This is a genomic window from Pseudomonas sp. GW822-FHT03F08 (assembly GCF_058801265.1).
Genome location: NZ_JBXANC010000008.1, coordinates 208193 through 228446, shown reverse-complemented (window position 1 = coordinate 228446; position 20254 = coordinate 208193). Strand labels below are relative to the sequence as shown.

The 20254-nt window shown below is 60.8% G+C and carries 16 protein-coding genes; 10 read left to right on the top strand and 6 right to left on the bottom strand.

Features of this window, described 5'->3' with window-relative positions; translation table 11 throughout:
- Window positions 1-91 precede the first annotated feature (91 nt).
- Window positions 92-931, bottom strand: a complete 840-nt coding sequence (locus AC1RME_RS21235; protein WP_096820581.1) for a transporter substrate-binding domain-containing protein — start codon at window positions 929-931, stop codon at window positions 92-94.
- Between the two features lie 253 nt (window positions 932-1184).
- On the opposite strand from AC1RME_RS21235, the gene AC1RME_RS21230 reads away from it, so the two are divergent.
- Window positions 1185-2036, top strand: a complete 852-nt coding sequence (locus AC1RME_RS21230) for a LysR substrate-binding domain-containing protein (protein WP_096820580.1) — start codon at window positions 1185-1187, stop codon at window positions 2034-2036.
- A 9-nt stretch (window positions 2037-2045) separates the two neighbouring features.
- Here AC1RME_RS21230 and curR read toward each other — a convergent pair whose 3' ends face one another.
- Window positions 2046-2630, bottom strand: a complete 585-nt coding sequence (gene curR, locus AC1RME_RS21225) for a TetR family transcriptional repressor CurR (RefSeq protein ID WP_096820579.1) — start codon at window positions 2628-2630, stop codon at window positions 2046-2048.
- 211 nt (window positions 2631-2841) lie between these two features.
- On the opposite strand from curR, the gene AC1RME_RS21220 reads away from it, so the two are divergent.
- Complete coding sequence (locus AC1RME_RS21220; RefSeq protein ID WP_493091726.1) at window positions 2842-3519, top strand: type 1 glutamine amidotransferase domain-containing protein; 678 nt, start codon at window positions 2842-2844, stop codon at window positions 3517-3519.
- 108 nt (window positions 3520-3627) lie between these two features.
- Entirely contained in the window at window positions 3628-4749 is a 1122-nt protein-coding gene (locus tag AC1RME_RS21215; protein WP_493066163.1) for an alkene reductase, read from the top strand.
- A 48-nt stretch (window positions 4750-4797) separates the two neighbouring features.
- Here the strand turns inward: AC1RME_RS21215 and AC1RME_RS21210 are convergent, their stop codons facing one another.
- The 3 genes from AC1RME_RS21210 to AC1RME_RS21200 form a co-directional block, all read right to left on the bottom strand.
- A complete protein-coding gene (locus tag AC1RME_RS21210; RefSeq protein ID WP_493091725.1) occupies window positions 4798-6333 on the bottom strand; it encodes a sensor domain-containing diguanylate cyclase in 1536 nt (511 codons plus the stop codon).
- A 198-nt stretch (window positions 6334-6531) separates the two neighbouring features.
- The gene (locus AC1RME_RS21205) at window positions 6532-8076 is read right to left on the bottom strand and encodes a methyltransferase regulatory domain-containing protein (RefSeq protein WP_493091724.1); all 1545 of its coding nucleotides are present in this window, start codon (window positions 8074-8076) and stop codon (window positions 6532-6534) included.
- Between the two features lie 103 nt (window positions 8077-8179).
- The gene (locus AC1RME_RS21200; protein ID WP_192560492.1) at window positions 8180-9136 is read right to left on the bottom strand and encodes a threonine dehydratase; all 957 of its coding nucleotides are present in this window, start codon (window positions 9134-9136) and stop codon (window positions 8180-8182) included.
- A gap of 94 nt (window positions 9137-9230) precedes the next feature.
- Here AC1RME_RS21200 and AC1RME_RS21195 point away from each other — a divergent pair, with 94 nt between their 5' ends.
- From AC1RME_RS21195 to AC1RME_RS21165, 7 genes are all read left to right on the top strand, one after another.
- On the top strand, window positions 9231-10076 hold the full coding sequence (locus AC1RME_RS21195; protein ID WP_493091723.1) for a helix-turn-helix transcriptional regulator: 846 nt from the start codon (window positions 9231-9233) through the stop codon (window positions 10074-10076).
- Between the two features lie 142 nt (window positions 10077-10218).
- Window positions 10219-11718: a glycine betaine/L-proline transporter ProP gene (gene proP, locus AC1RME_RS21190; RefSeq protein WP_192560490.1), complete on the top strand. Its 1500-nt coding sequence runs from the start codon at window positions 10219-10221 to the stop codon at window positions 11716-11718.
- Window positions 11719-11848: 130 nt separating this feature from the next.
- Window positions 11849-12688, top strand: coding sequence for a glutathione-dependent disulfide-bond oxidoreductase (gene yghU / locus AC1RME_RS21185; RefSeq protein ID WP_493091722.1), 840 nt, complete (start codon window positions 11849-11851; stop codon window positions 12686-12688).
- 53 nt (window positions 12689-12741) lie between these two features.
- Window positions 12742-14241 carry a glycolate oxidase subunit GlcD gene (glcD, locus tag AC1RME_RS21180; RefSeq protein ID WP_493091721.1) on the top strand — a complete coding sequence of 500 codons (1500 nt, stop codon included), beginning with the start codon at window positions 12742-12744 and terminating at the stop codon, window positions 14239-14241.
- Entirely contained in the window at window positions 14241-15305 is a 1065-nt protein-coding gene (gene glcE / locus AC1RME_RS21175; RefSeq protein WP_493091720.1) for a glycolate oxidase subunit GlcE, read from the top strand. Before glcD ends, glcE begins: the two co-directional genes overlap by 1 nt.
- Window positions 15306-15308: 3 nt before the next feature.
- A complete protein-coding gene (glcF, locus tag AC1RME_RS21170; protein ID WP_493091719.1) occupies window positions 15309-16541 on the top strand; it encodes a glycolate oxidase subunit GlcF in 1233 nt (410 codons plus the stop codon).
- Window positions 16542-17455: 914 nt separating this feature from the next.
- A complete protein-coding gene (locus tag AC1RME_RS21165; protein WP_493091718.1) occupies window positions 17456-18229 on the top strand; it encodes a helix-turn-helix transcriptional regulator in 774 nt (257 codons plus the stop codon).
- A gap of 64 nt (window positions 18230-18293) precedes the next feature.
- Here the strand turns inward: AC1RME_RS21165 and AC1RME_RS21160 are convergent, their stop codons facing one another.
- The gene (locus tag AC1RME_RS21160) at window positions 18294-20252 is read right to left on the bottom strand and encodes a MacB family efflux pump subunit (RefSeq protein ID WP_096820567.1); all 1959 of its coding nucleotides are present in this window, start codon (window positions 20250-20252) and stop codon (window positions 18294-18296) included.
- Window positions 20253-20254: the final 2 nt, after the last annotated feature.

The window sequence follows — 20254 nt, the reverse complement described above, 5'->3', positions numbered from 1 at the left end:
GTCTTTAAAGAGAAAATAATGATTCATGCACGCCGGCCTCAGGCAACCGTCGTCCAGGACGACGGTTGCGGGAAATCGATAAAAAGGAAAGTCAGGCGCCGTTGGCTTGAAACTGTTTTTGCAGTTCGACCAGCGCAGGAGACGCGGGCGTGATGTGGTTGCGGGTCTGGGCCTCGATCAGCCAGCCACTGCGGTGCAGTTGCTTGATGATCGGATCAAGCCGGGCCTGGGTGTCGCTTTCACCGCGACGGGTCCAGATCACCGACGGCGCCGGATTGAGTTCCGGGGCAAGGGCACGATAGCCCTGCCATTCGGCATTGTCGGCGATCAGCGGGTTGATCAGCGTGGCGTCATGCACCGCCGCCACGCAGTTATTGCCACGCAGCGCCAGCAAGGATTCGGAAGAGCTTTTGAACGCTTTCAGTTCGGCGCCCAGTTCAGTCAGCGGTTTGACGTAACTGCTGCCCTGGGACGTGCACACCGGTTGACCTTTGAGGTCTTCCCAGCGAGTGATCTTGCTGTCCTTGAGCACGGCGGCCGTGCCGCCCACACGATAGAACGGCGTCGGCACGAAGCCGAGAATCTCGCCGCGCTCGGCGGTCCATTCCATGTTGGCGATCAGCAGATCGACCTTGCCCTGTTGCAGAAACTGCACGCGGTTGGCCGGCAGCACCGGCACCAGCTGCACCTCTGCGCCGAGCTGCTTGCCCAGTTCTTGCGCCAGTTCGACGTTGAGGCCACGCGGCTGCTGAGTGGCGGGATCGATACCGCCGAAAGGACCGCCCGAGAGCAACACGCCGACCGCCAGTACGTGGCGTTGCTCGATCTTGTCCAGTGTCGCGTCAGCCTGGGCTCCGGCTCCCGCCATGGAAACCACGGCACCCAACATCACAGGCAATAGGCGTTTTACAAACGTGTGCTTGGGCAACATGGACTTCCCCTTCTTGAATGATCGGCGTCTTCCGACCTGACAGGGGGGCATCGTAGGTTTCGCGGTGTACCAACGGAAATGCAAAGATCTAATATCGTTATAACTTGCAGAGCTTCAAACGAGCAAAGAACTCGAAAATCACCTGTTTTACTGGGCCTCTTGACTTACCCCCCAACAAAACCAGCTGCAATACATAACGATTCTTTATGATTATGTTTACACTGCTGATGTAAAAACCTCTTGGAACAGAGCCATGTCAACGCTGGATCTCGAACTGCTGCGCACGTTCATTGCCGTGGTCGATCACCACAGCTTTGCCGAAGCCGGCGTGCACCTGGCGCGCACGCAGGCGTCCGTCACCCAGCATATACAGCGGCTGGAGCAACAGGTCGGGGTCAGTCTGTTCGAGAAACGTGGCCGCCAAAAACACCTCACCGAACCCGGCTTGCAGTTGTTGCGGCACGCGCGACAGATGCTGTCGCTCAACGACGACGCCTTGAGTTCTCTGCGCGAAAGCAGCTTGAGTGGTGTGTTGCGCATCGGTTCGCCCCACGACATCGCCGATACCATTCTGCCGCCGATCCTCAGCCACATCGCCCGCTCGGCACCACGCCTGCGCCTGGAAATCGATGTCGGGCGCAGCCCGTTTCTGATGGACGATCTGCACCGGGGCAAGGTCGACATGGTGATTTCCACCCGCGAAGACCCGACCCTCGAAGGCTTCGCCCTGCGTACTTCGCCGGTGTGGTGGATCTGTTCGGCGCAATACATCCACAACCCCGGCGAACCGCTGCCGCTGATTCTGGTGGATGAGCCGAGCATCTACCGGCGCTACGCACTTGAGGCGTTGGAGCGTGCCAACATTGCCTGGCGCCAGGCGTATCTGGCGTCGAACCTGATTGGCATCAAGGCTGCCACTCGCGCAGGATTGGGGGTCACCCCGCGCAGCATGGAAATGCTTGGCCCGGACATGCGGGTTCTGGGGGAAACCGATGGCTTGCCAAGGCTGCCGGATGTGACTTATCACTTGTGGATCCGGCCGAACACCGTGAACCCGCTGGTCAGGCGAGCATATGAGCTGATCAGAAACAGTCGCGGGCTTTGAACCGCAGCCTCAAGCGCCCAAAAGTCGCTTCGTAGTCGCCATCGATGTCGCCAGCGACTGCCCGGTCCGTTGCAACTTGTTCAACAAACTGGCCCCCAACCAAAGCTGATACAGGGTTTCCGCCAGTTGCCGGGCATCGCCGTCGGGCAGGCATTGATCGGCCTGGCCCTGCTCGATGCAAGTGGTGATGCGAGCCACCACGCGCTCGGCGCCATCGCGCAAGGTCAGGCGCATGGCTTCGGACAGATCGGCCACCTCGGCACTGAGCTTCACCACCAGACACTCGTCACCGTGCCCTTCCAGCGTGCAGTGGTCCTGCCAGCCCTGCCAGTAATCCATCAGTCGCTCGCGGGCATTCAGGTCGGGCAGCGTCAGACGTCGTTCCATGTCGGCCAGGTAACAGACGAAGTAGTCCTCGAGCAGCGCCTGGCCATACAGCTCTTTGGATTTGAAGTAGTGATAGAACGAGCCCTTGGGCACACCGGCGGTTTGCAGGATCTCGTTCAGGCCGACACTGGTGAAGCCCTTTTCGGCCATCATCCGGTGGCCGGTGTCGAGCAGGTGTTGGCGGGTGTCGTCGTAGGTCGGTTTCATCGGGGCGCAGATTACCAGGCAATAGACCAGTCGTTTAACTCGAAGGAACGGGAGTTTGCCACACCGGTCCATGAAAAACATGCGGATAAAAAATTACTAGACGACTGGTCTAATTGGAACCTATGCTGCGCCCCGACCAACCTTCTCCCCGGTGTTGATTGCGTGCGAATTCCTCGCACAGCCATGACACCCGACCCACCCAAGGTGCTCTATGAAAATCTTGATGGTTCTGACTTCCCACGATCAGCTCGGCAACACCGGCAAGAAAACCGGCTTCTGGCTCGAAGAATTCGCCGCGCCCTACTACGCCTTCAAGGACGCCGGCGCCGATATCACGCTGGTTTCCCCTGCCGGCGGCCAGCCACCGCTTGATCCGAAAAGCGACGAACCCGACGCACAGACCGCCGAGACCGATCGATTCCGCAAGGATCCGATCGCCCAACAGGCGCTGGCGAACACCGGGCGCCTGGCCGAAGTCAGCGCCGAAGATTTCGATGCAGTGTTTTATCCAGGTGGCCACGGCCCGCTTTGGGATCTGGCCGAAGACAAGCATTCGATTGCCTTGATCGAAGCCTTCGCCCGCAGCAACAAGCCTCATGGTTTCGTCTGCCACGCCCCCGGCGTGCTGCGGCATGTGCTCGGCGCTGACGGCAAAGCCTTGGTCAAGGATCGTGACGTCACCGGCTTCACCAACTCTGAAGAAGCGGCGGTCGGTCTGACGGATGTGGTGCCGTTCCTGGTCGAAGACGAGTTCCAGCGCCTCGGCGCACGTTATTCCAAAGTCGCCGACTGGCAGGTGCACGTGGTGACTGACGGGAAACTGGTCACCGGCCAGAACCCCGCCAGCTCTACGGCCGTCGCCGAGAAACTGTTGAAGCTGCTCGGCTGACGCTTTCAGCCGTCATCAATCCGGACGCCGTGCGCGTGTTGCACGGCGTCTTTTTTTGGCCCCGACAACTAGTCGACTGGTCTAATAAACTCCGATCAAGGCACATCCATGAATCACAGCAGTTTCTTCAAACCCGCCACTTTGGGTCGTCACACCCTGAAAAACCGCATTGTCCTGCCGCCCCTCACCCGCCAGCGCAGCACACAGCCGGGCAACGTAGCCAATGAGTTGATGGCCGAGTATTACCAGCAGCGCGCGGGCGCCGGTCTGCTGGTGACCGAGGGCACCCAGATAGAACCCCGGGGCCAGGGTTACGCCTGGACACCGGGCATTCACACACCCGAGCAGATTGCCGGGTGGCGCAAAGTCACTGAAGCAGTGCACGCCAGAGAGGGCGTGATCTTCGCCCAGCTCTGGCATGTGGGGCGCGTGTCCCATACAGCTCTGCAACCCGACGGTGCCGCGCCGGTATCGGCCTCTGCGGTGGCCACCGACCGGGTCAGCGTATTCATCGAAACCGCGCCCGGCGCCGGCGCGCTGGTGCCACCGTCCGCCCCGCGCGCACTGACCACCGATGAAGTGCAGGAACTGGTTCAGCTGTACATTCAGGCGGCGCGCAATGCCATGGAAGCAGGTTTCGACGGGATCGAACTGCACTGCGCCAACGGCTATCTGGTGAACCAGTTCATCTCGGCCCACAGTAATCTGCGTACCGACCAGTACGGCGGCTCGTTGCACAATCGCCTGCGCTTTTTGCGTGAAGTGGTGTCCGGTGTTGCCGAGTGCATCGGTCGTGAAAAAGTCGGTGTGCGCTTCGCCCCGTTGTTCACCACCACCGACGAGGCGCGTACCTACCTGGGCATGGTCGAGGAAGATCCGCACACCACTTACATCGAAGCGATCAAGGTGCTGCAGGACGTGGGCATTGCCTATCTGTCCATCGCCGAAGCCGACTGGGACGATGCCCCGGCGATGCCACTCACGTTCCGCCAGGCAGTGCGCGACACCTTCAGCGGCGCGATCATTTACGCCGGCCGTTACACCGCAGAATCCGGTACGCAGTTGCTCGATTCCGGGCTGGCGGATTTCGTGGCCTTCGGCCGTCCGTTCATGGCCAACCCGGATCTGCCTGCGCGCATCGCCAATGACTGGCCGCTGAATTCACTGAATCCGGCCACGGTCTACGGTGGCAATGCCGAAGGGTATGTGGACTACCCCGAGTACGCGTGATGACTGCCGATTATCGGTAAGGCGCAACGCCCGCCCGTTCAGCACCGCTCACACTGGCAGTGGTGAACGGGAACTGTCGCCGGGAGCTTTCCTTGCCATCCGGTTTCGCCCTGTGGTCTTCGCCTGGTACAGCGCCTGATCTGCCGTCTCGATCAGCGCTTGTACCACTGCCAGTTGCGGACCGGCCGCCGCGGTGACGCCGATACTGACCGTCACCCGACCGAACGGGCTCGCCGGATGAGCAATGTTTTCTTGCGTCAGTCGCTCCAGAATCAGTTGCGCCACGACCGCCGCCCCCTCGCCATCGGTGTCGGGCATGATGATCGCCACCTCTTCCCCGCCGTAGCGCGCCACCAGATCCGACGGTCGCCGCACACAGGTCTCAAGTACTTTCCCCACCCGTTGCAGGCAGGCGTCCCCGGCAACATGCCCCTGGGAATCGTTGAACAGCTTGAAGTAGTCGATATCGATCATCAGCAAGGCCAGCGAAACCCCGTCCCGCTGAGCCCGGCGCGCTTCCATGGCCAATGTTTCATCGAAACAGCGGCGATTGGCGAGGCCGGTCAGCGCATCCTTCATCGCCAGCAACTCCAGCTGCCGGTTTGATCCGAGCAACTGCTGTTGAGTGAGCCGCAACTCCCCTTCCACCTGAGTCCGCCGACGTATATCGAGAATGAGAAACCAGCCGATCACGCCAGTGAGCCCCAGCAACGATGCGACCACAACGATCGACAGCAGCGCCTCCAGTCGCCACGCCGCCAATGCTTCGCGCTTGCCGAGCGCGACCGTGGTGATCAGCGGCAGCTTTTCACTCTTGCGAAACGCGTAGAGCCGCTCCACCCCGTCGAGGCTGGACGTGAAGGAAGCGGTGCCCACCGATTGGTCCACCAGGTACTTCGCATAAATGGGCGACTTGGAGAAATTGCGCCCCATGTCCTGTTCGCGGAAGGGATATCGCACCAGCAGCGTACCGTCGGTGTAGGACAGACCGATGGCGCCTTCCTGCCCCACATCGAGCTTGCCGAACAGTCGCAGAAAGTTCTCGACCCCCAGGGTGACCGCCACCACACCGGCGAACTCTCCGCGCGCGTCATTGAAGCGGCGGCTGACAGTAATCACCCACTCCTGATTCGAGCGGCTACGGATGGGCGGGCCGATGAAGGGCTCGCGGGAAGGATCGTCACGGTGATGGATGAAATAGTCCCGGTCACTGCTGTTGACCCCGGCCGGAATCGGTCGGTTGGAGGACATCAGCCAGTGGCCGCGATTATCGTAAACGGTGATGCCACTGAGCTGCGGCATCAGCGGCTGCTGACGGTTGACCAGCGCATTCAACCGTTCGATCTGCGCGGGGCCGCTGCCCTCGATTTCCAGACGCTCGACGAGCCCGAGCAAGAGCAGCGAGCTCTGTCGGACGATGCCTTCGGAATAGGTCGCCAGCGCCTGGGTCAGGTTCAACCCGTGGACGTTCACCTCGTCCAGCGCGCGCTCCCGAGAGCCCAGCACCTTCCAGATGGTCAGCGACGCCAGGGAGCAGCCGATCATCAACAGCAACAGCATCACGAGGTGGGTATCACGCTTCACATCAGTACCTTTTGGAAAGTCCGTTTTCCGTCACGGCCGTTGTCGGACCGGGGCAACAACAGCGACCGTATGTCCCGGGCCGCGCAGGATACAAGCAGTCCATCGAAGGCGCAGCAACGGCGTGTCAGGCCCTCGATGAACTGTTCGCTGATCGGCCGGTTCGATGAAAAAACCGGACCCCAAAAGACTTTTTTGCCGCTAGACGATTTTCAGGGCCTTGAGAATGACCAGCGATTGCTCGGCAAATGCCTCGGCCTGCTCGGTCAGTTCGGCAATGTTTTCTTCGGCAGTCGTGAGGGCCTTGCCGTCCTTGAGCAGGCCTTCACCCTGGCCGCCGATGATGCCCCACGCCAGAAGCGCCCACTCGGCCGGGTGCTTTTTGCCTTGTTTGATCGATATCAGGAACAGTTGCTGGAAACGGCTGACTGTCACGCCACCACCGGTCACCGGGCTGGCCAGGACCTGGATCTTGTGATCGAACAGCGAGCGTCTGCACAGTTGCAGATTGAGGGTGTTGCAGGTTGTCTGCACCAGTTTCTCGGCCGTTTCACTCTGGCATGGCGCCACGGCGCCCATACCGATCAACACGTTGATCGCCTGCACCAGATCGCCATAACTCAATGAAGGCGAGGCTTCCAGCAAGTGGCGCAAGGTTTTCGGTACATACGCGTCGTCCGCCAGCGCATCCAGCACCGGGCCGTAAATTTCCGCCTGCAACGTGGCTGAGCCTGCGGGCCCCGTGACGCTGCCCGCTACGCTGTCGGCCAGTTGCAACAGGGCAAAGCGGGTACTGAGCATGCGCTCGCGGTGCTCGCTGGTGGACAGCTTGTTCGCGCCGCGGATGTAAAGGTCCCGGCGGAAGTTCTGGTTGACGAAGTAATCACGCGCTTGCTCGCGCATGATCGGGTGCTCGATGCCTTCCAGAAAGTCCATGCCTTCGGCGCTCAGGTTGAGCGGGTCCACCGAGTCCAGCGGCACGGCGGTTGTGGCGTAATCGAGTTTGGCAGGTGCCAGGGCATCGACCACGTCGGTGAAGTACATGCAATTCCAGTCGCGGTTGAAATATTCATGGGCGACGTACTGGCGATTCTGGCCTTTGATGCTCTGGAGCTTGGCGTCCAGATTCGGCGCCGAGTTGGCATAGTTGGGGTTGGCAGCCAGCAGGGCTTCGGAGAATTGCAGCGCGGCGTCGATCCGCTGCTCCGGCCGCGCAGAAGTTTGCGTGGCAAAGCGGTCATGCAGGCTGAACAACTGACGCAGTGGCGCCAGCGGCGACCAGCCCGGGAAGCAGTTGTAGCTGATGTACACATGACCGCCCGGATTGAGATGACGACGGACAAACTCGACGATCAACTTGTGATTGTCACGGCTGACCCAGGTCCAGATGCCGTGCAGGCTGATACTGTCGAACTGTGGCAGGTCATGGCGGGCCAGCAGTTGCTCGAAGCTGTCGTCATACAGCCGGGCATCACTGCCCCAGTCGGTTGCCAGCGCAATGGCATGGGCTGCCTGCCCGGGATGGAAATCCGTGCCGACGTAGCCGCCCGGATTGCCTGCCGCATGGATATTGATCGAGACACCCTGGCCAAAACCCAATTCGCAGTGATAACCGTCGGTACTCTCCAGCGTGGCAAAACCACGCAGCAACAAACAATAACGCTGGAAAACCGGATTGATCTCCCGGCTATACCCGTAGGTGTAGCCCTCGTCCGTGAAATAACCTTCGTTCCAGGCATTGCTCATGCGTGACACCCTTTTCATATCGAAAGTGAAAGCCGATCTTATAAGGGGTAGTCAGGACCAATCACAAGCGGAAAAACCGTGCCACGCAGCCAGCCGTCATTGGTCAACCAATCACCCGCGCATACACCGACCGGTCGATGTTCCCGCCCGACAGGATCACCCCGACCTTTTTGCCCTGCATCCTTTCCCGTTCCTGAATGAGTGCCGCCAACGCAGCCGCGCCAGCACCTTCGGCGAGGTTGTGGGTGTCGGTGTAATACACGCGCATCGCCTCGGCGATTTCGTCCTCGCTGACCGCGACGATCCTTGTTGCGCCGGCGCCGTAGATATCGAACGCCTCGGCAATCGGTTTGCGCACGGCCAGGCCGTCGGCAAAGGTATTGGCGGAGGCGGTCTCGCAGATCGTTTTCGCCTCGAAGGACAACTTGGCGGCGGCCGCTTCCGTGGACACCACGCCCACCACCTGGGTATCCAGCCCCAGCGCATCACGCGCGGCGATCACGCCGCAGATACCTGAGCCGCAACCGATCGGCACGTAGACGGTGTGCAGATCCGGCGCCGCGCTGAACAACTCCAGCGCATAAGTCGCCACGCCCTTGACCAGTTCGGTGTGGAACGGCGGCACCAGATAGAGTCCATGCTCCAGCGCCAGACGCGCCGCTTCCTCACGGGCCTCATCGAAATCACGCCCGTACTCGACCACTTCGCCGCCAAAGCCGCGCATGGCATTGTTCTTCTCCAGCGAATTGCCCTGCGGCACCACGATCAATGCCTTCAGCCCTACCGCTTGCGCCGCCAGCGCCAGGCTTTGGCCGTGATTGCCGCGCGTCGCAGAGACAATGCCTTTGACGTTGGGATGTTCACGCCGCAGCCAGTGCATGAAGGTGATGCCGCCGCGCACCTTGAACGCGCCGGTCGGCGTGTGGTTTTCGTGCTTGACCCACACCGTGCAGCCCAGCCGCTCGGCCAGCAACGGCCAGCGATACTGAGCGGTGGCCGGCATCACCTGGTAAACCTGGCGGGCAGCGTGTTCGATGTCTTCGCGAGTGAATGTGTGCATGGAAATCTCCTTGGGCGTCACTCAGTCTAGGCACAGGCACATCACGTCGGCTTTCAAAAAACTGACCTGACTTTTGCGTCCGCACTTCACTACTATGGCGCTCATGAGCCATCGAAACCGCCAGCAGCCAGCCGTCGTCCCCGAACCGGTGCGTCGTATCGAGGCCGGCCCGTGGGCGATCGAATTGCTGCCCGGTGCCGCCTACGCGACGCGCTATGTGGCAGCGCAGTCGGCAATCGGTTTTGCCTTCGACAGCCAGCGCGGCGTGCACGCGATCGGCAGCGACCGGGTGCGCCCCTTCGATGCCATGCCCAATGGTCTGGCGTTCGTACCCGTCGGCTGTGATGTGATGTCCGAGTCACCCATGGGCGGCGAATACCTGCGGGTGGTCCGCACCGACGGCATCGCGCTGGCAGGTGAGCAGGCGTTCAACAATCGCATCGACCCGCAGGCCATTGACCTCGCCTCGCGAATGCGCCGTGCGTTGTTGAATGCCTCAGTGGACGATGACTGGGAAACCTGGGCGCTCGCCTTGGCCGAGCGCGCCGAAGGCAAAGACACGCCGTCGACCCAAGGCTCGATGACCGGCAGCCGAATGCGCCTGCTCGACGAGTTCATCGACGCCGGCCTGGACGGCCCGCTCGGCCTTCACACCATGGCGCAACTGCTGGAATTGTCCGAAGGCTATTTCATTCGTGCCTTCAAGCAGGCCACCGGCAAAAGCCCCCACAGCTACCTGATCGACCGACGCCTGGCCCGGGCTCGCGCATTGATGCGCGACTCCACGGCCAGCCTGTCGGAGATCGCCCTCGCCTGCGGCTTCAACTCTCAGGCACACATGACCAGTGCGTTCAAACAGCGACTTGGCGTGAGTCCGGCGCAATTGCGCACAGGATCGCGTCACAATTCTTTCATCGGCAAAAAACGAAATCAGTGGTGAATTTTTTCGTGTCCACTTGTATCTGATCTGAAAGAAGCCGTGCCATCAAGGAGATGGCATCGGTCACGGCAAACCGCTCTGGCCCAAGCCTCTCCGGGTTTACCGGTTTGCATAAAGACAGATCAGATGCAGAGTGAATCCCATGGAATCAAAGGAAAGCGTCAGCCCGATCCGACTGAAAGACATCACCATTGTCGACGACGCCAAGATGCGCAAAGCCATTACGGCAGCAGCGCTGGGCAATGCGATGGAGTGGTTCGACTTCGGCGTCTATGGCTTCGTTGCCTACGTGCTCGGCAAGGTGTTTTTCCCCGGTGCCGATCCCGGTGTGCAGATGATCGCTGCACTGGCGACCTTCTCGGTGCCTTTCCTGATCCGGCCGCTGGGCGGTCTGTTCTTCGGCGCACTGGGTGACAAGTACGGACGACAGAAAGTCCTGGCGGCGACCATCGTGATCATGTCGCTCAGCACCTTTGCCATCGGGTTGATCCCGTCCTATGCCTCGATCGGTATCTGGGCGCCGATCCTTCTGCTGCTGGCGAAAATGGCTCAAGGGTTTTCGGTCGGCGGCGAATACACCGGCGCCTCGATCTTCGTTGCCGAATATGCACCGGATCGCAAACGTGGATTCCTCGGCAGCTGGCTGGACTTCGGCTCCATCGCCGGTTTCGTCCTCGGCGCGGGTGTGGTGGTGTTGATTTCCACGATCATCGGCGAAGAAAAATTCCAGGAATGGGGCTGGCGACTGCCCTTCTTCCTCGCCCTCCCGCTGGGCATGATCGGGCTCTACCTGCGCCACGCGCTCGAAGAAACCCCGGCGTTCCAGCAACACGTCGAGAAGCTTGAACAAGGCGACCGCGAAGGTCTGGCCAGCGGCCCGAAAGTGTCGTTCAAGGAGGTCGCGACCAAGCACTGGCGCAGCCTGATGACTTGCATCGGCGTGGTGGCGGCGACCAATGTCACCTACTACATGCTGCTCACCTACATGCCGAGTTACCTGTCGCACAACCTGCACTACAGCGAAAATCGCGGGGTGCTGATCATCATCGCGATCATGGTCGGCATGCTGTTCGTTCAGCCTGCGATCGGCTTCATCAGCGACAAGATCGGCCGTCGTCCCTTCATCATCTGCGGCAGTGTCGGTCTGTTCATCCTCGCGATTCCAGCGTTCATGCTGATCAACAGCGGCAAGATCGGCCTGATCTTTTCGGGCTTGCTGATATTGGCCGTGCTGCTCAATTTCTTCATTGGCGTCATGGCCTCGACGCTGCCAGCGATGTTCCCGACCCACATCCGTTACAGCGCGCTGGCCGGGGCGTTCAACGTCTCGGTACTGATCGCCGGCCTGACCCCGACCGTCGTGGCCTGGCTGGTGGAAGGTACCCAGAACCTGTACATGCCCGCCTACTATCTGATGGTGACTGCCGTGATCGGACTGATGACCGGGCTGACGATGAAAGAAACCGCGAACAAACCTCTGCGAGGCGCGGCACCGGCGGCTTCCGACATAGAGGAAGCGCGGGAGCTGTTGCAGGAGCACCACGACAACATCGAACAGAAGATCGAAGACATCGACGCCGAGATCGCCGAACTGCAAGCCAAACGCGAGCATCTGGCGCAGCAGCATCCGCGAATCGAATAACGATATAAGGCGTTGATCGGGCAACAGGGTGGAATTCAAATGCCCTTCTGTGGTGTTCTGTTCGTCAGGAGCCGGTCGTTTTTTTCTGCCGGCTCACGCCCATTCAGCAGTTGACGATGAGGTTCGCTTCATGAGCAAAACGCCTTACGTACCACCCAAGGTCTGGACACACAGCGCGCCGTCCGGCGGCCAGTTCGCCAACATCAATCGCCCGATTGCCGGGCCGACCCACGACAAGGCATTGCCCGTCGGCAAGCACCCGTTGCAGCTGTATTCGCTGGCCACGCCCAACGGCGTCAAGGTCACCATCCTGCTCGAGGAGTTGCTGGCGCTGGGGCACACCGGGGCCGAATACGACGCCTGGTTGATCCGCATCGGCGAAGGCGATCAATTTTCCAGCGGCTTTGTCGAGATTAATCCGAACTCCAAGATCCCGGCGCTACTGGATCGTGGCGTGGAGCCGGCCATCCGGGTTTTCGAGTCCGGCTCGATCCTGCTTTACCTCGCCGAAAAATTCGGCGCCTTCCTGCCCAGCGACATCGCCGGTCGCACTGAAACCCTGAACTGGCTGTTCTGGCAAATGGGCTCGGCGCCCTACCTGGGTGGTGGTTTCGGGCATTTTTACGCCTACGCGCCGGACAAGCTCGAATACCCGATCAACCGCTTCACCATGGAAACCAAGCGTCAGCTGGATGTGCTCGACCGGCGCCTGGCTGAAAACCCTTATCTTGCCGGTGACAACTACACCATCGCCGACATCGCGGTCTGGCCGTGGTACGGGCAACTGGTGCGCAACAATGTGTACGGGGCGGCCGAGTTCCTGTCGGCTCATGAATACACTCATGTCCAGCGCTGGGCCGAGGAGATCGCCAACCGGCCTGCGGTCATTCGTGGGCAGCGCGTCAACCGGACCTGGGGCGATGAAGCGAGCCAGGTACCGGAACGACATGAGGCTGCTGATCTGGGCTGAGCAACCCACGCAACCCGCACCCGATAACAAAAACCAAGGGGCACCCATCGTTCATGAACATTCTCTACGACGAGCAGGTCGACGGCGCCCTGCCGGACGTCGACAAAGCGGCGCTGTTGCAGGCACTGCACAACCAGTGGCCGACGCTGGAAGTCCTGCATCAGCGCGAGGATCTCGCACCGTACGAATGCGACGGTTTGTCCGCCTACCGCACCGCGCCGTTGCTGGTGGTCCTGCCCCGGCATCTCGATGAGGTGCAGGGTATTTTGCGAATCTGTCATGAGAGAAACGTGCCGGTGGTGGCCCGGGGTGCAGGCACCGGGTTATCCGGCGGGGCGTTGCCTCTGGAGAAAGGCGTGCTGCTGGTGATGGCACGCTTCAACAACATCCTGCACATCGACCCGGCCGCCCGCACGGCACGGGTTCAGCCCGGGGTGCGTAATCTGGCGATTTCCCAGGCGGCCGCTCCGTTCGGTCTGTATTACGCGCCGGATCCGTCCTCGCAGATTGCCTGCTCCATCGGCGGCAATGTGGCGGAAAATGCCGGCGGCGTGCATTGCCTCAAGTACGGCCTGACCGTGCACAACCTGCTCAAGGTCGAGATCCTGACCGTCGAGGGCGAACACCTCACGCTCGGCTCCGATGCGCTCGATTCCCCCGGTTTCGACTTGCTGGCGTTGTTCACCGGTTCCGAAGGCCTGCTGGGCATCATCACCGAAGTCACGGTCAAACTGCTGCCCAAACCTCAGACGGCCAAAGTCTTGCTGGCCGCATTCGACTCCGTGGAAAACGCCGGCCGCGCCGTGGCCGACATCATCGCCGCCGGGATCATTCCCGGAGGCCTGGAAATGATGGACAACCTGGCCATCCGCGCCGCCGAGGACTTCATCCACGCCGGCTACCCGGTGGACGCCGAAGCCATTTTGCTCTGTGAACTCGATGGCGTCGAAGCCGACGTCCACGATGACTGCATCCGCGTCCGCCAAGTGCTGGAGAACGCCGGCGCGACCGAAGTGCGTCAGGCCAGGGACGAGGCCGAGCGCGTGCGTTTCTGGGCCGGACGCAAGAACGCCTTCCCGGCCGTGGGCCGTTTGTCGCCGGACTATTACTGCATGGACGGCACCATCCCGCGCCGCGAACTGCCCGGCGTGCTGCAAGCCATTGCGCAGTTGTCCGCCGAATACGGCCTGCGGGTGGCCAACGTGTTCCATGCCGGCGACGGCAACATGCACCCGTTGATTCTGTTCGACGCCAATCAACCGGGCGAGCTTGAACGCGCCGAAACCCTGGGAGGCAAAATCCTTGAGTTGTGCGTGAAGGTCGGCGGCAGCATCACCGGCGAGCACGGCGTGGGCCGGGAGAAAATCAACCAGATGTGCGCACAGTTCAACAACGACGAGTTGACCCTGTTCCACGCCGTCAAAGCCGCGTTCGACCCCGGCGGTCTGCTCAATCCGGGCAAGAACATCCCGACCCTGCACCGCTGCGCCGAGTTCGGCGCCATGCATATTCACGCCGGACAATTGCCCTTCCCCGAGCTGGAGCGTTTCTGATGGTCCGAGAAAAGGATGTCGACGACAGCATCGCGCTGCTCGATCAGGTCAATCAGGCATTGCAGGACGCCACGCCACTGCGGATTCAGGGCGCCAACAGCAAGGCGTTTCTGGGGCGGATCGTTGCCGGAGAAATCCTCGACACCCGTACCCATCGCGGGATTGTCAGCTACAACCCGACCGAACTGGTGATCACCGCGCGTTGCGGCACTCCACTGGCCGAACTGCTGGCGGTGCTGAACGCTTCACAACAGATGTTGCCGTGCGAACCACCGGCCTTCGCCGACGACGCGACGGTGGGCGGGATGATCGCCAGCGGACTGTCAGGCCCGCGGCGCCCGTGGTCGGGGTCGGTGCGGGATTTCGTACTCGGCACGCGGATCATCACCGGCCACGGCAAGCATCTGCGCTTTGGCGGTGAAGTCATGAAAAACGTCGCCGGTTATGACCTGTCGCGGCTGATGGCCGGCAGTTACGGCTCGCTGGGGGTGATTACCGAAGTCTCGCTCAAGGTCCTGCCCAAACCGCGTGAGTGCCTGAGCATCAGCCTGGAAATGGACAGCGAGCGGGCCTTGCAGCGCCTGGCTGAATGGGGCCAACAGCCGTTGCCGATCAGCGCCGCCTGCCACGATGGGCAGCATCTGCACTTGCGTCTGGAGGGTGGCGAAGGCTCGGTGGCGGCGGCCCGTGATCGTCTCGGTGGTGAAATGCTCGATAGCGCTTATTGGTCAGATCTGAATGAACAGCGCCTGGACTTTTTTGATGAGGACCAGCCCCTGTGGCGCCTGTCGGTGCCAAACAACACCCCGCCGCTGGCCCTGGCCGGTGTACAAATGCTCGACTGGGGCGGCGCCCAGCGTTGGCTCAAATCAGGAGCCGAGGCGGCACTGATTCGCAAGGTGGTTTCGGCTGTTGGCGGGCATGCGACCTGCTACAGCCATGGTTTGATCGACGCGCCTTTCCATCCGCTGCCGCCCGCCCTTCTGCACTATCACCGTCGCCTCAAGCAACAGCTCGACCCTCAGGGCATCTTCAATCCCGGTCGCCTGTACGCGGAGCTTTGAGCCATGCAAACCACTCTCAGCGAAGAAGCCCGGCAACTGCCTCGCGCCGAAGAAGCCGAAAGCATCCTGCGCACTTGCGTGCACTGCGGCTTCTGCAACGCGACCTGCCCGACCTATCAGTTGCTCGGCGATGAACTCGACGGCCCACGGGGTCGCATCTACCTGATCAAACAGGTGCTGGAAGGCAACGAAGTTACCCGCAAGACCCAGCTGCACCTGGATCGTTGCCTGTCCTGCCGCAATTGCGAAACCACCTGTCCCTCGGGCGTGGACTATCACAACCTGCTCGACATCGGCCGCGCCGTGGTTGATGCCGCTGTGCCGCGCCCCATTGGTCAACGTGTGTTGCGGGCAGGTTTGCGTGGTGTGGCACCGAATCCCGGACTGTTCAAAGGACTGGTCAGCGCTGGCCAGATCTTCCGTGTGCTGTTGCCTGATACCCTGCAAGCCAAACTGCCGCGCAGCACCTCTACAATCGCACCCCGCCCGGTAACCCGGCATGCCCGCCAGGTGCTGATGCTCGAAGGCTGCGTGCAACCGGGTTTGTCGCCCAATACCAACGCGGCGGCAGCACGGGTGCTGGATCGATTGGGGATCAGCATTACACCGGCGCGAAATGCCGGCTGTTGTGGCGCCGTGGACTATCACCTCGACGCCCAGGCCTTCGGACTTGACCGCGCCCGCCAGAACATCGATGCGTGGTGGCCGGCCATCGAACAAGGCGCCGAAGCCATCGTGCAGACCGCCAGCGGTTGCGGCGCGTTCATCAAGGATTACGGACACTTGCTGTGCACCGATCCGGCCTATGCCGAAAAGGCGAAAACCGTGAGTGCGCTGGCGAAAGATCTGGTGGAAGTGTTGCGTGAGGAACCGCTCGAGTCCCTAGGTATTCATGCCGATCAGCGCTTGGCTTTCCACTGCCCCTGTACCTTGCAACACGCGCAGAAACTCGGCGGCGCGGTGGAGTCGGTGCTGACCCGATTGGGCTTCAACCTCACGACCGTGCCGGACGCCCATCTGTGCTGCGGCTCGGCGGGCACCTATTCGATAACCCAACCGGCGCTGGCCCGGCAACTGCGCGACCAAAAGCTCAACGCCCTGGAAAGCGGTCATCCGGACATCATCGCCACCGCCAATATCGGCTGCCAGGCCCACCTCGACGGTGCGGGACGCACGCAGGTCAAGCACTGGATCGAGCTGGTGGATGCAGGGTTGCCCTTGGTGAGCGAGGCGTAGGATTGCTGGCGGGGGGCAAACGATGGGCGAAAAAAAACCACCTTTGCGGGGCGGTTTTTCGGTAGGCCTCAGTTTGCGGCTGGGGCCTGTTGTGTCTCACGGACAGAACTGACGTGCCGGAATACTATTAATCTTTTTTCTTCGTTGCAACGTTATTTTGCGTGCTATCCGAAGACAAGGAAGACGTTGGTTGACGTTTACCATCCCAAAACATACTGACAGAAATAACGAATTACAAAACATACCGAATCTATATCCAGGATCCTCAAAATCCCGCCACAAGACAGGTTAATATGCCGGCGCTCACTCGCCAGTACATCTGTGAGGTTTGGCTGGAACCATATCGGTTTCATGCCCTTCGACACGGTTTTGCACCCGTGCCGGAATGATGGCTCGGAGGGATCACAACCGGCCGCCTCATGGACAGAACTGACATTTATGTCCGAAGGCACACATGGTCCGGTAAGTGCGCTGGAGGTTTGGCCCCCGACCTGGAGGCCAAAACGTATGAAGCTTTTGCTGCGTACGCTGAGCCTCGTATGGAGATCGTTTCAAGCGTTTCGCTTTTACGAGTTCCTGCGAGACCACTTTGACAACCTGAAGTAACGGTTGTCTATGAGGGAAAAAGCCCGTTTTGGCTTCGGCTGAAACGGGCTTTTTTTGTTTTTAAATACTGTCACTTGTATGATTTTTATAAAAACATCCCTACTCAGCTGTAAGACATTTCGCTGACACCTGTCATCCCGACATCCCCCTCACCGTCAGTTATGAGCTAATAGCCCCTTCATTAAACCGTCGCTGAAACGTTGTACTAGGATAGGATCCAATTTCCTGATTCGCTGTCGCCGGGCATGGAGCTGTTTTCCGGTGGTTCAGGAACACGAGTACCACACTGCAACTCATGGATGAACGACATGAACTCACAGCTGTTTCCTCACATTGGCAAGGTCATCGCCAGCACTGGCAGCCGACATTTCCCACGGATGCTGCACGACCTGATCCTGACCCAACTGGCGGTGGACGCCACGCACATCCGGCAGATGCGCGTGGAACCGGTCGGACGCGCACAACCGCGCAGTGAGCCCGAATGCGTCAAGGAAGCATCCTTGCTGGCTGAAACGGTGTATTCCGAGTTGAGCACTCTGCCGAGTGCCAATGATTTGCCCACTCCCGAACCCTCGACGGTCACCGACGCCTCGCAATTGCATCTGACCCGGCGCAAGGACGGTTACCGCTATGTGATATCGGTCTACCGATGCGGCCCGTCAAAACGCTTTTCCGCCCACGAGCGCAGTTTGTTGCAGGACATTTCTCCAGTGCTGCTGCCGATGGTCGAGAAACACATCAACGCCCTGCAACCGGCGAACACTGACGCCCAGGGACAATCTCAGGAGCAATCGGATTCAACCCTGCTGGGCCTGGAAACCCTGCGCCTGCGCTTTTGCGAGCGCGTGGAGCAACTGGGGCTGAGCCTGTCGAACCGCGAGATGGAAGTGTGTGTCGGCCTGCTCGCCGGGCGCACCGCGCCAGAACTGGCCGAGCAGTTGCAACTGAAGGTCAACACCGTGGAGAGCTACCTCAAACGCGCCGCGATCAAACTGGGTATCAGCGGCCGTCACTCGCTGATGCGCTGGATGTACTCGCCAAAGGACTGCCCCGCAGCCTGCGGCCCGTCGAACGCGGCCTGACGGTTCACACGCCTGTAACGAAACCGCCCTCCTGCAAAGGACGGCGGTTTTTTTTGCGCCCGTTTCAATCCCGGGCCAACGCCTCGATCGGATCGAGCCGCGACGCATTGCGCGCCGGCACGAAGCCGAACACGATACCGATCAGGGTCGAGCAAAGCACAGCAGTGAGCACCGAGGTCAGCGAAAACACCATTTCCCATTCCTTGATGAACAGCGAGAACAGGTGGCCGATGGCGTAACTCAACGAGATACCGATGGCGCCACCCAGCAGGCAGACCATCACCGCCTCCACCAGAAACTGCTGGCGAATGTCCGACTGCCGAGCCCCGACCGCCATGCGGATGCCGATTTCACGGGTACGCTCGGTGACCGACACCAGCATGATGTTCATCACGCCGATGCCGCCCACGACCAGTGAAATCACCGCAATCAGCGACAGCAACAAGGCCAGAGAGCGGCTGGTTTTCTGTACGGTCTGCATCACGCTGTCGAGGTTATTGGTGAAGAAATCCTTGGTGCCGTGGCGTTGCAGCATCAGCTTGTTGACGTTGTCTTCCACCACCTTGCTCGGCTGGCCGTCCTTGATCCGCACACTGATGCTGTCCAGGTAACGCTGGCCCAACAGTCGGCCGGCGGCGGTTTCATAGGGCACCCAGACGTTGAGCGACTTGCTCGACGAGAAGATGTTCTTGTTCTCCGCCGCCACACCGATCACGGTGCACGGCAGGTTACCGATCAGGATCACCTGCCCCAGCGGATCAACCCCTTCGCCGAACAATCGATGGCGGGTGTTGTGATCGATCACCACCACTTGCGCCTGACGCCTTGCATCGCTTTCGCTGAACGGGATGCCCGACTCCATCTTGATCCCGCGCACCTGGAAGTACAGATCGCTGACGCCGTTGACCTGCGCATCGAGGTCGATATTGCGGTAACGCAGCAACAGATTGCGCCCGACCACCGGCGTGGCACTGTCGACGTAGTAGAGCTGATTGAGCGCCGTCACATCCGCCGGCACCAGGGTTTCGATGGCCGCCGAACGGCTATCGCCGAAACTGGTGCCGGAATAGATATCGATGGTGTTGCTGCCGATGGCCTGGATGTCTTTCAAGACATAGCGCTTGGCCCCTTCGCCGATGGCCGAAATCGACACCACCGAGGTGATGCCGATGACGATCCCGAGCATGGTCAGCAAGGTGCGCATCCGATGGGAGATCAGCGCGACCCAGGCCATGTTGAACGCTTCCTTGAACAACCCGAGGCTGGCCACCAGACGCCGCGCCGCCGTGGACTTGGGCGGCACTGCGTCCTCATTGGTCAGCGCCGTGGTGTCGCGCTCGTTGCGGCGGTCGCTGAGGATTTCGCCGTCGCTGACTTCGATGATGCGCTCGGCGTTGGCCGCGACCTTGGGGTCGTGGGTCACCAGAATCACCGTGTGCCCGGCGGCGTGCAGCTCCAGCAGAATACGCATCACCTCTTTGCCACTGGTGGTGTCGAGTGCGCCGGTCGGTTCATCGGCGAGGATCACTTCGCCGCCGTTCATCAAGGCCCGGGCGATACTGACGCGCTGCTGCTGACCGCCCGACAGTTGGCTCGGACGATGAGTCAGGTGCCCTTCCAGCCCCAGCCGTGCCAGCAGCTCACGGGCCCGGGCATGACGCTGCGGTTCCGGTGTGCCGGCGTATATTGCCGGCATTTCGACGTTGTGCATCGCACTCAGATGCGGCAGCAGGTGGTAGCGCTGGAAGATGAAACCGAAATAGTCGCGGCGCAGTTCGGCCAGCGCCTGATTATCCAGGTCGCGGGTTTCCCGGCCGTTGATCTTGTAGCTGCCGGCCGTGGCGTAGTCGAGGCAGCCGAGGAGGTTCATCAGGGTTGATTTGCCGGAGCCCGAGGCACCGATGATCGCCACCATTTCCCCGGCATTGATCGTCAGGTCGATGTTCTTCAGCGCCAGAAATTCACGGTCGCCCGCGGTGAAACTGCGGCTGATGCCGGTCAGTTGCAGCAGAGGTTCGGTCATGC

Bases quoted from the DNA above. Each gene is read 5' to 3' on its own strand.
- AC1RME_RS21235 (WP_096820581.1), bottom strand. From the start codon at position 931: ATGTTGCCCAAGCACACGTTTGTAAAACGCCTATTGCCTGTGATGTTG.
- AC1RME_RS21230 (WP_096820580.1), top strand. From the start codon at position 1,185: ATGTCAACGCTGGATCTCGAACTGCTGCGCACGTTCATTGCCGTGGTC.
- curR (WP_096820579.1), bottom strand. From the start codon at position 2,630: ATGAAACCGACCTACGACGACACCCGCCAACACCTGCTCGACACCGGC.
- AC1RME_RS21220 (WP_493091726.1), top strand. From the start codon at position 2,842: ATGAAAATCTTGATGGTTCTGACTTCCCACGATCAGCTCGGCAACACC.
- AC1RME_RS21215 (WP_493066163.1), top strand. From the start codon at position 3,628: ATGAATCACAGCAGTTTCTTCAAACCCGCCACTTTGGGTCGTCACACC.
- AC1RME_RS21205 (WP_493091724.1), bottom strand. From the start codon at position 8,076: ATGAGCAATGCCTGGAACGAAGGTTATTTCACGGACGAGGGCTACACC.
- AC1RME_RS21200 (WP_192560492.1), bottom strand. From the start codon at position 9,136: ATGCACACATTCACTCGCGAAGACATCGAACACGCTGCCCGCCAGGTT.
- AC1RME_RS21195 (WP_493091723.1), top strand. From the start codon at position 9,231: ATGGCGCTCATGAGCCATCGAAACCGCCAGCAGCCAGCCGTCGTCCCC.
- proP (WP_192560490.1), top strand. From the start codon at position 10,219: ATGGAATCAAAGGAAAGCGTCAGCCCGATCCGACTGAAAGACATCACC.
- yghU (WP_493091722.1), top strand. From the start codon at position 11,849: ATGAGCAAAACGCCTTACGTACCACCCAAGGTCTGGACACACAGCGCG.
- glcD (WP_493091721.1), top strand. From the start codon at position 12,742: ATGAACATTCTCTACGACGAGCAGGTCGACGGCGCCCTGCCGGACGTC.
- glcE (WP_493091720.1), top strand. From the start codon at position 14,241: ATGGTCCGAGAAAAGGATGTCGACGACAGCATCGCGCTGCTCGATCAG.
- glcF (WP_493091719.1), top strand. From the start codon at position 15,309: ATGCAAACCACTCTCAGCGAAGAAGCCCGGCAACTGCCTCGCGCCGAA.
- AC1RME_RS21165 (WP_493091718.1), top strand. From the start codon at position 17,456: ATGAACTCACAGCTGTTTCCTCACATTGGCAAGGTCATCGCCAGCACT.
- AC1RME_RS21160 (WP_096820567.1), bottom strand. From the start codon at position 20,252: ATGACCGAACCTCTGCTGCAACTGACCGGCATCAGCCGCAGTTTCACC.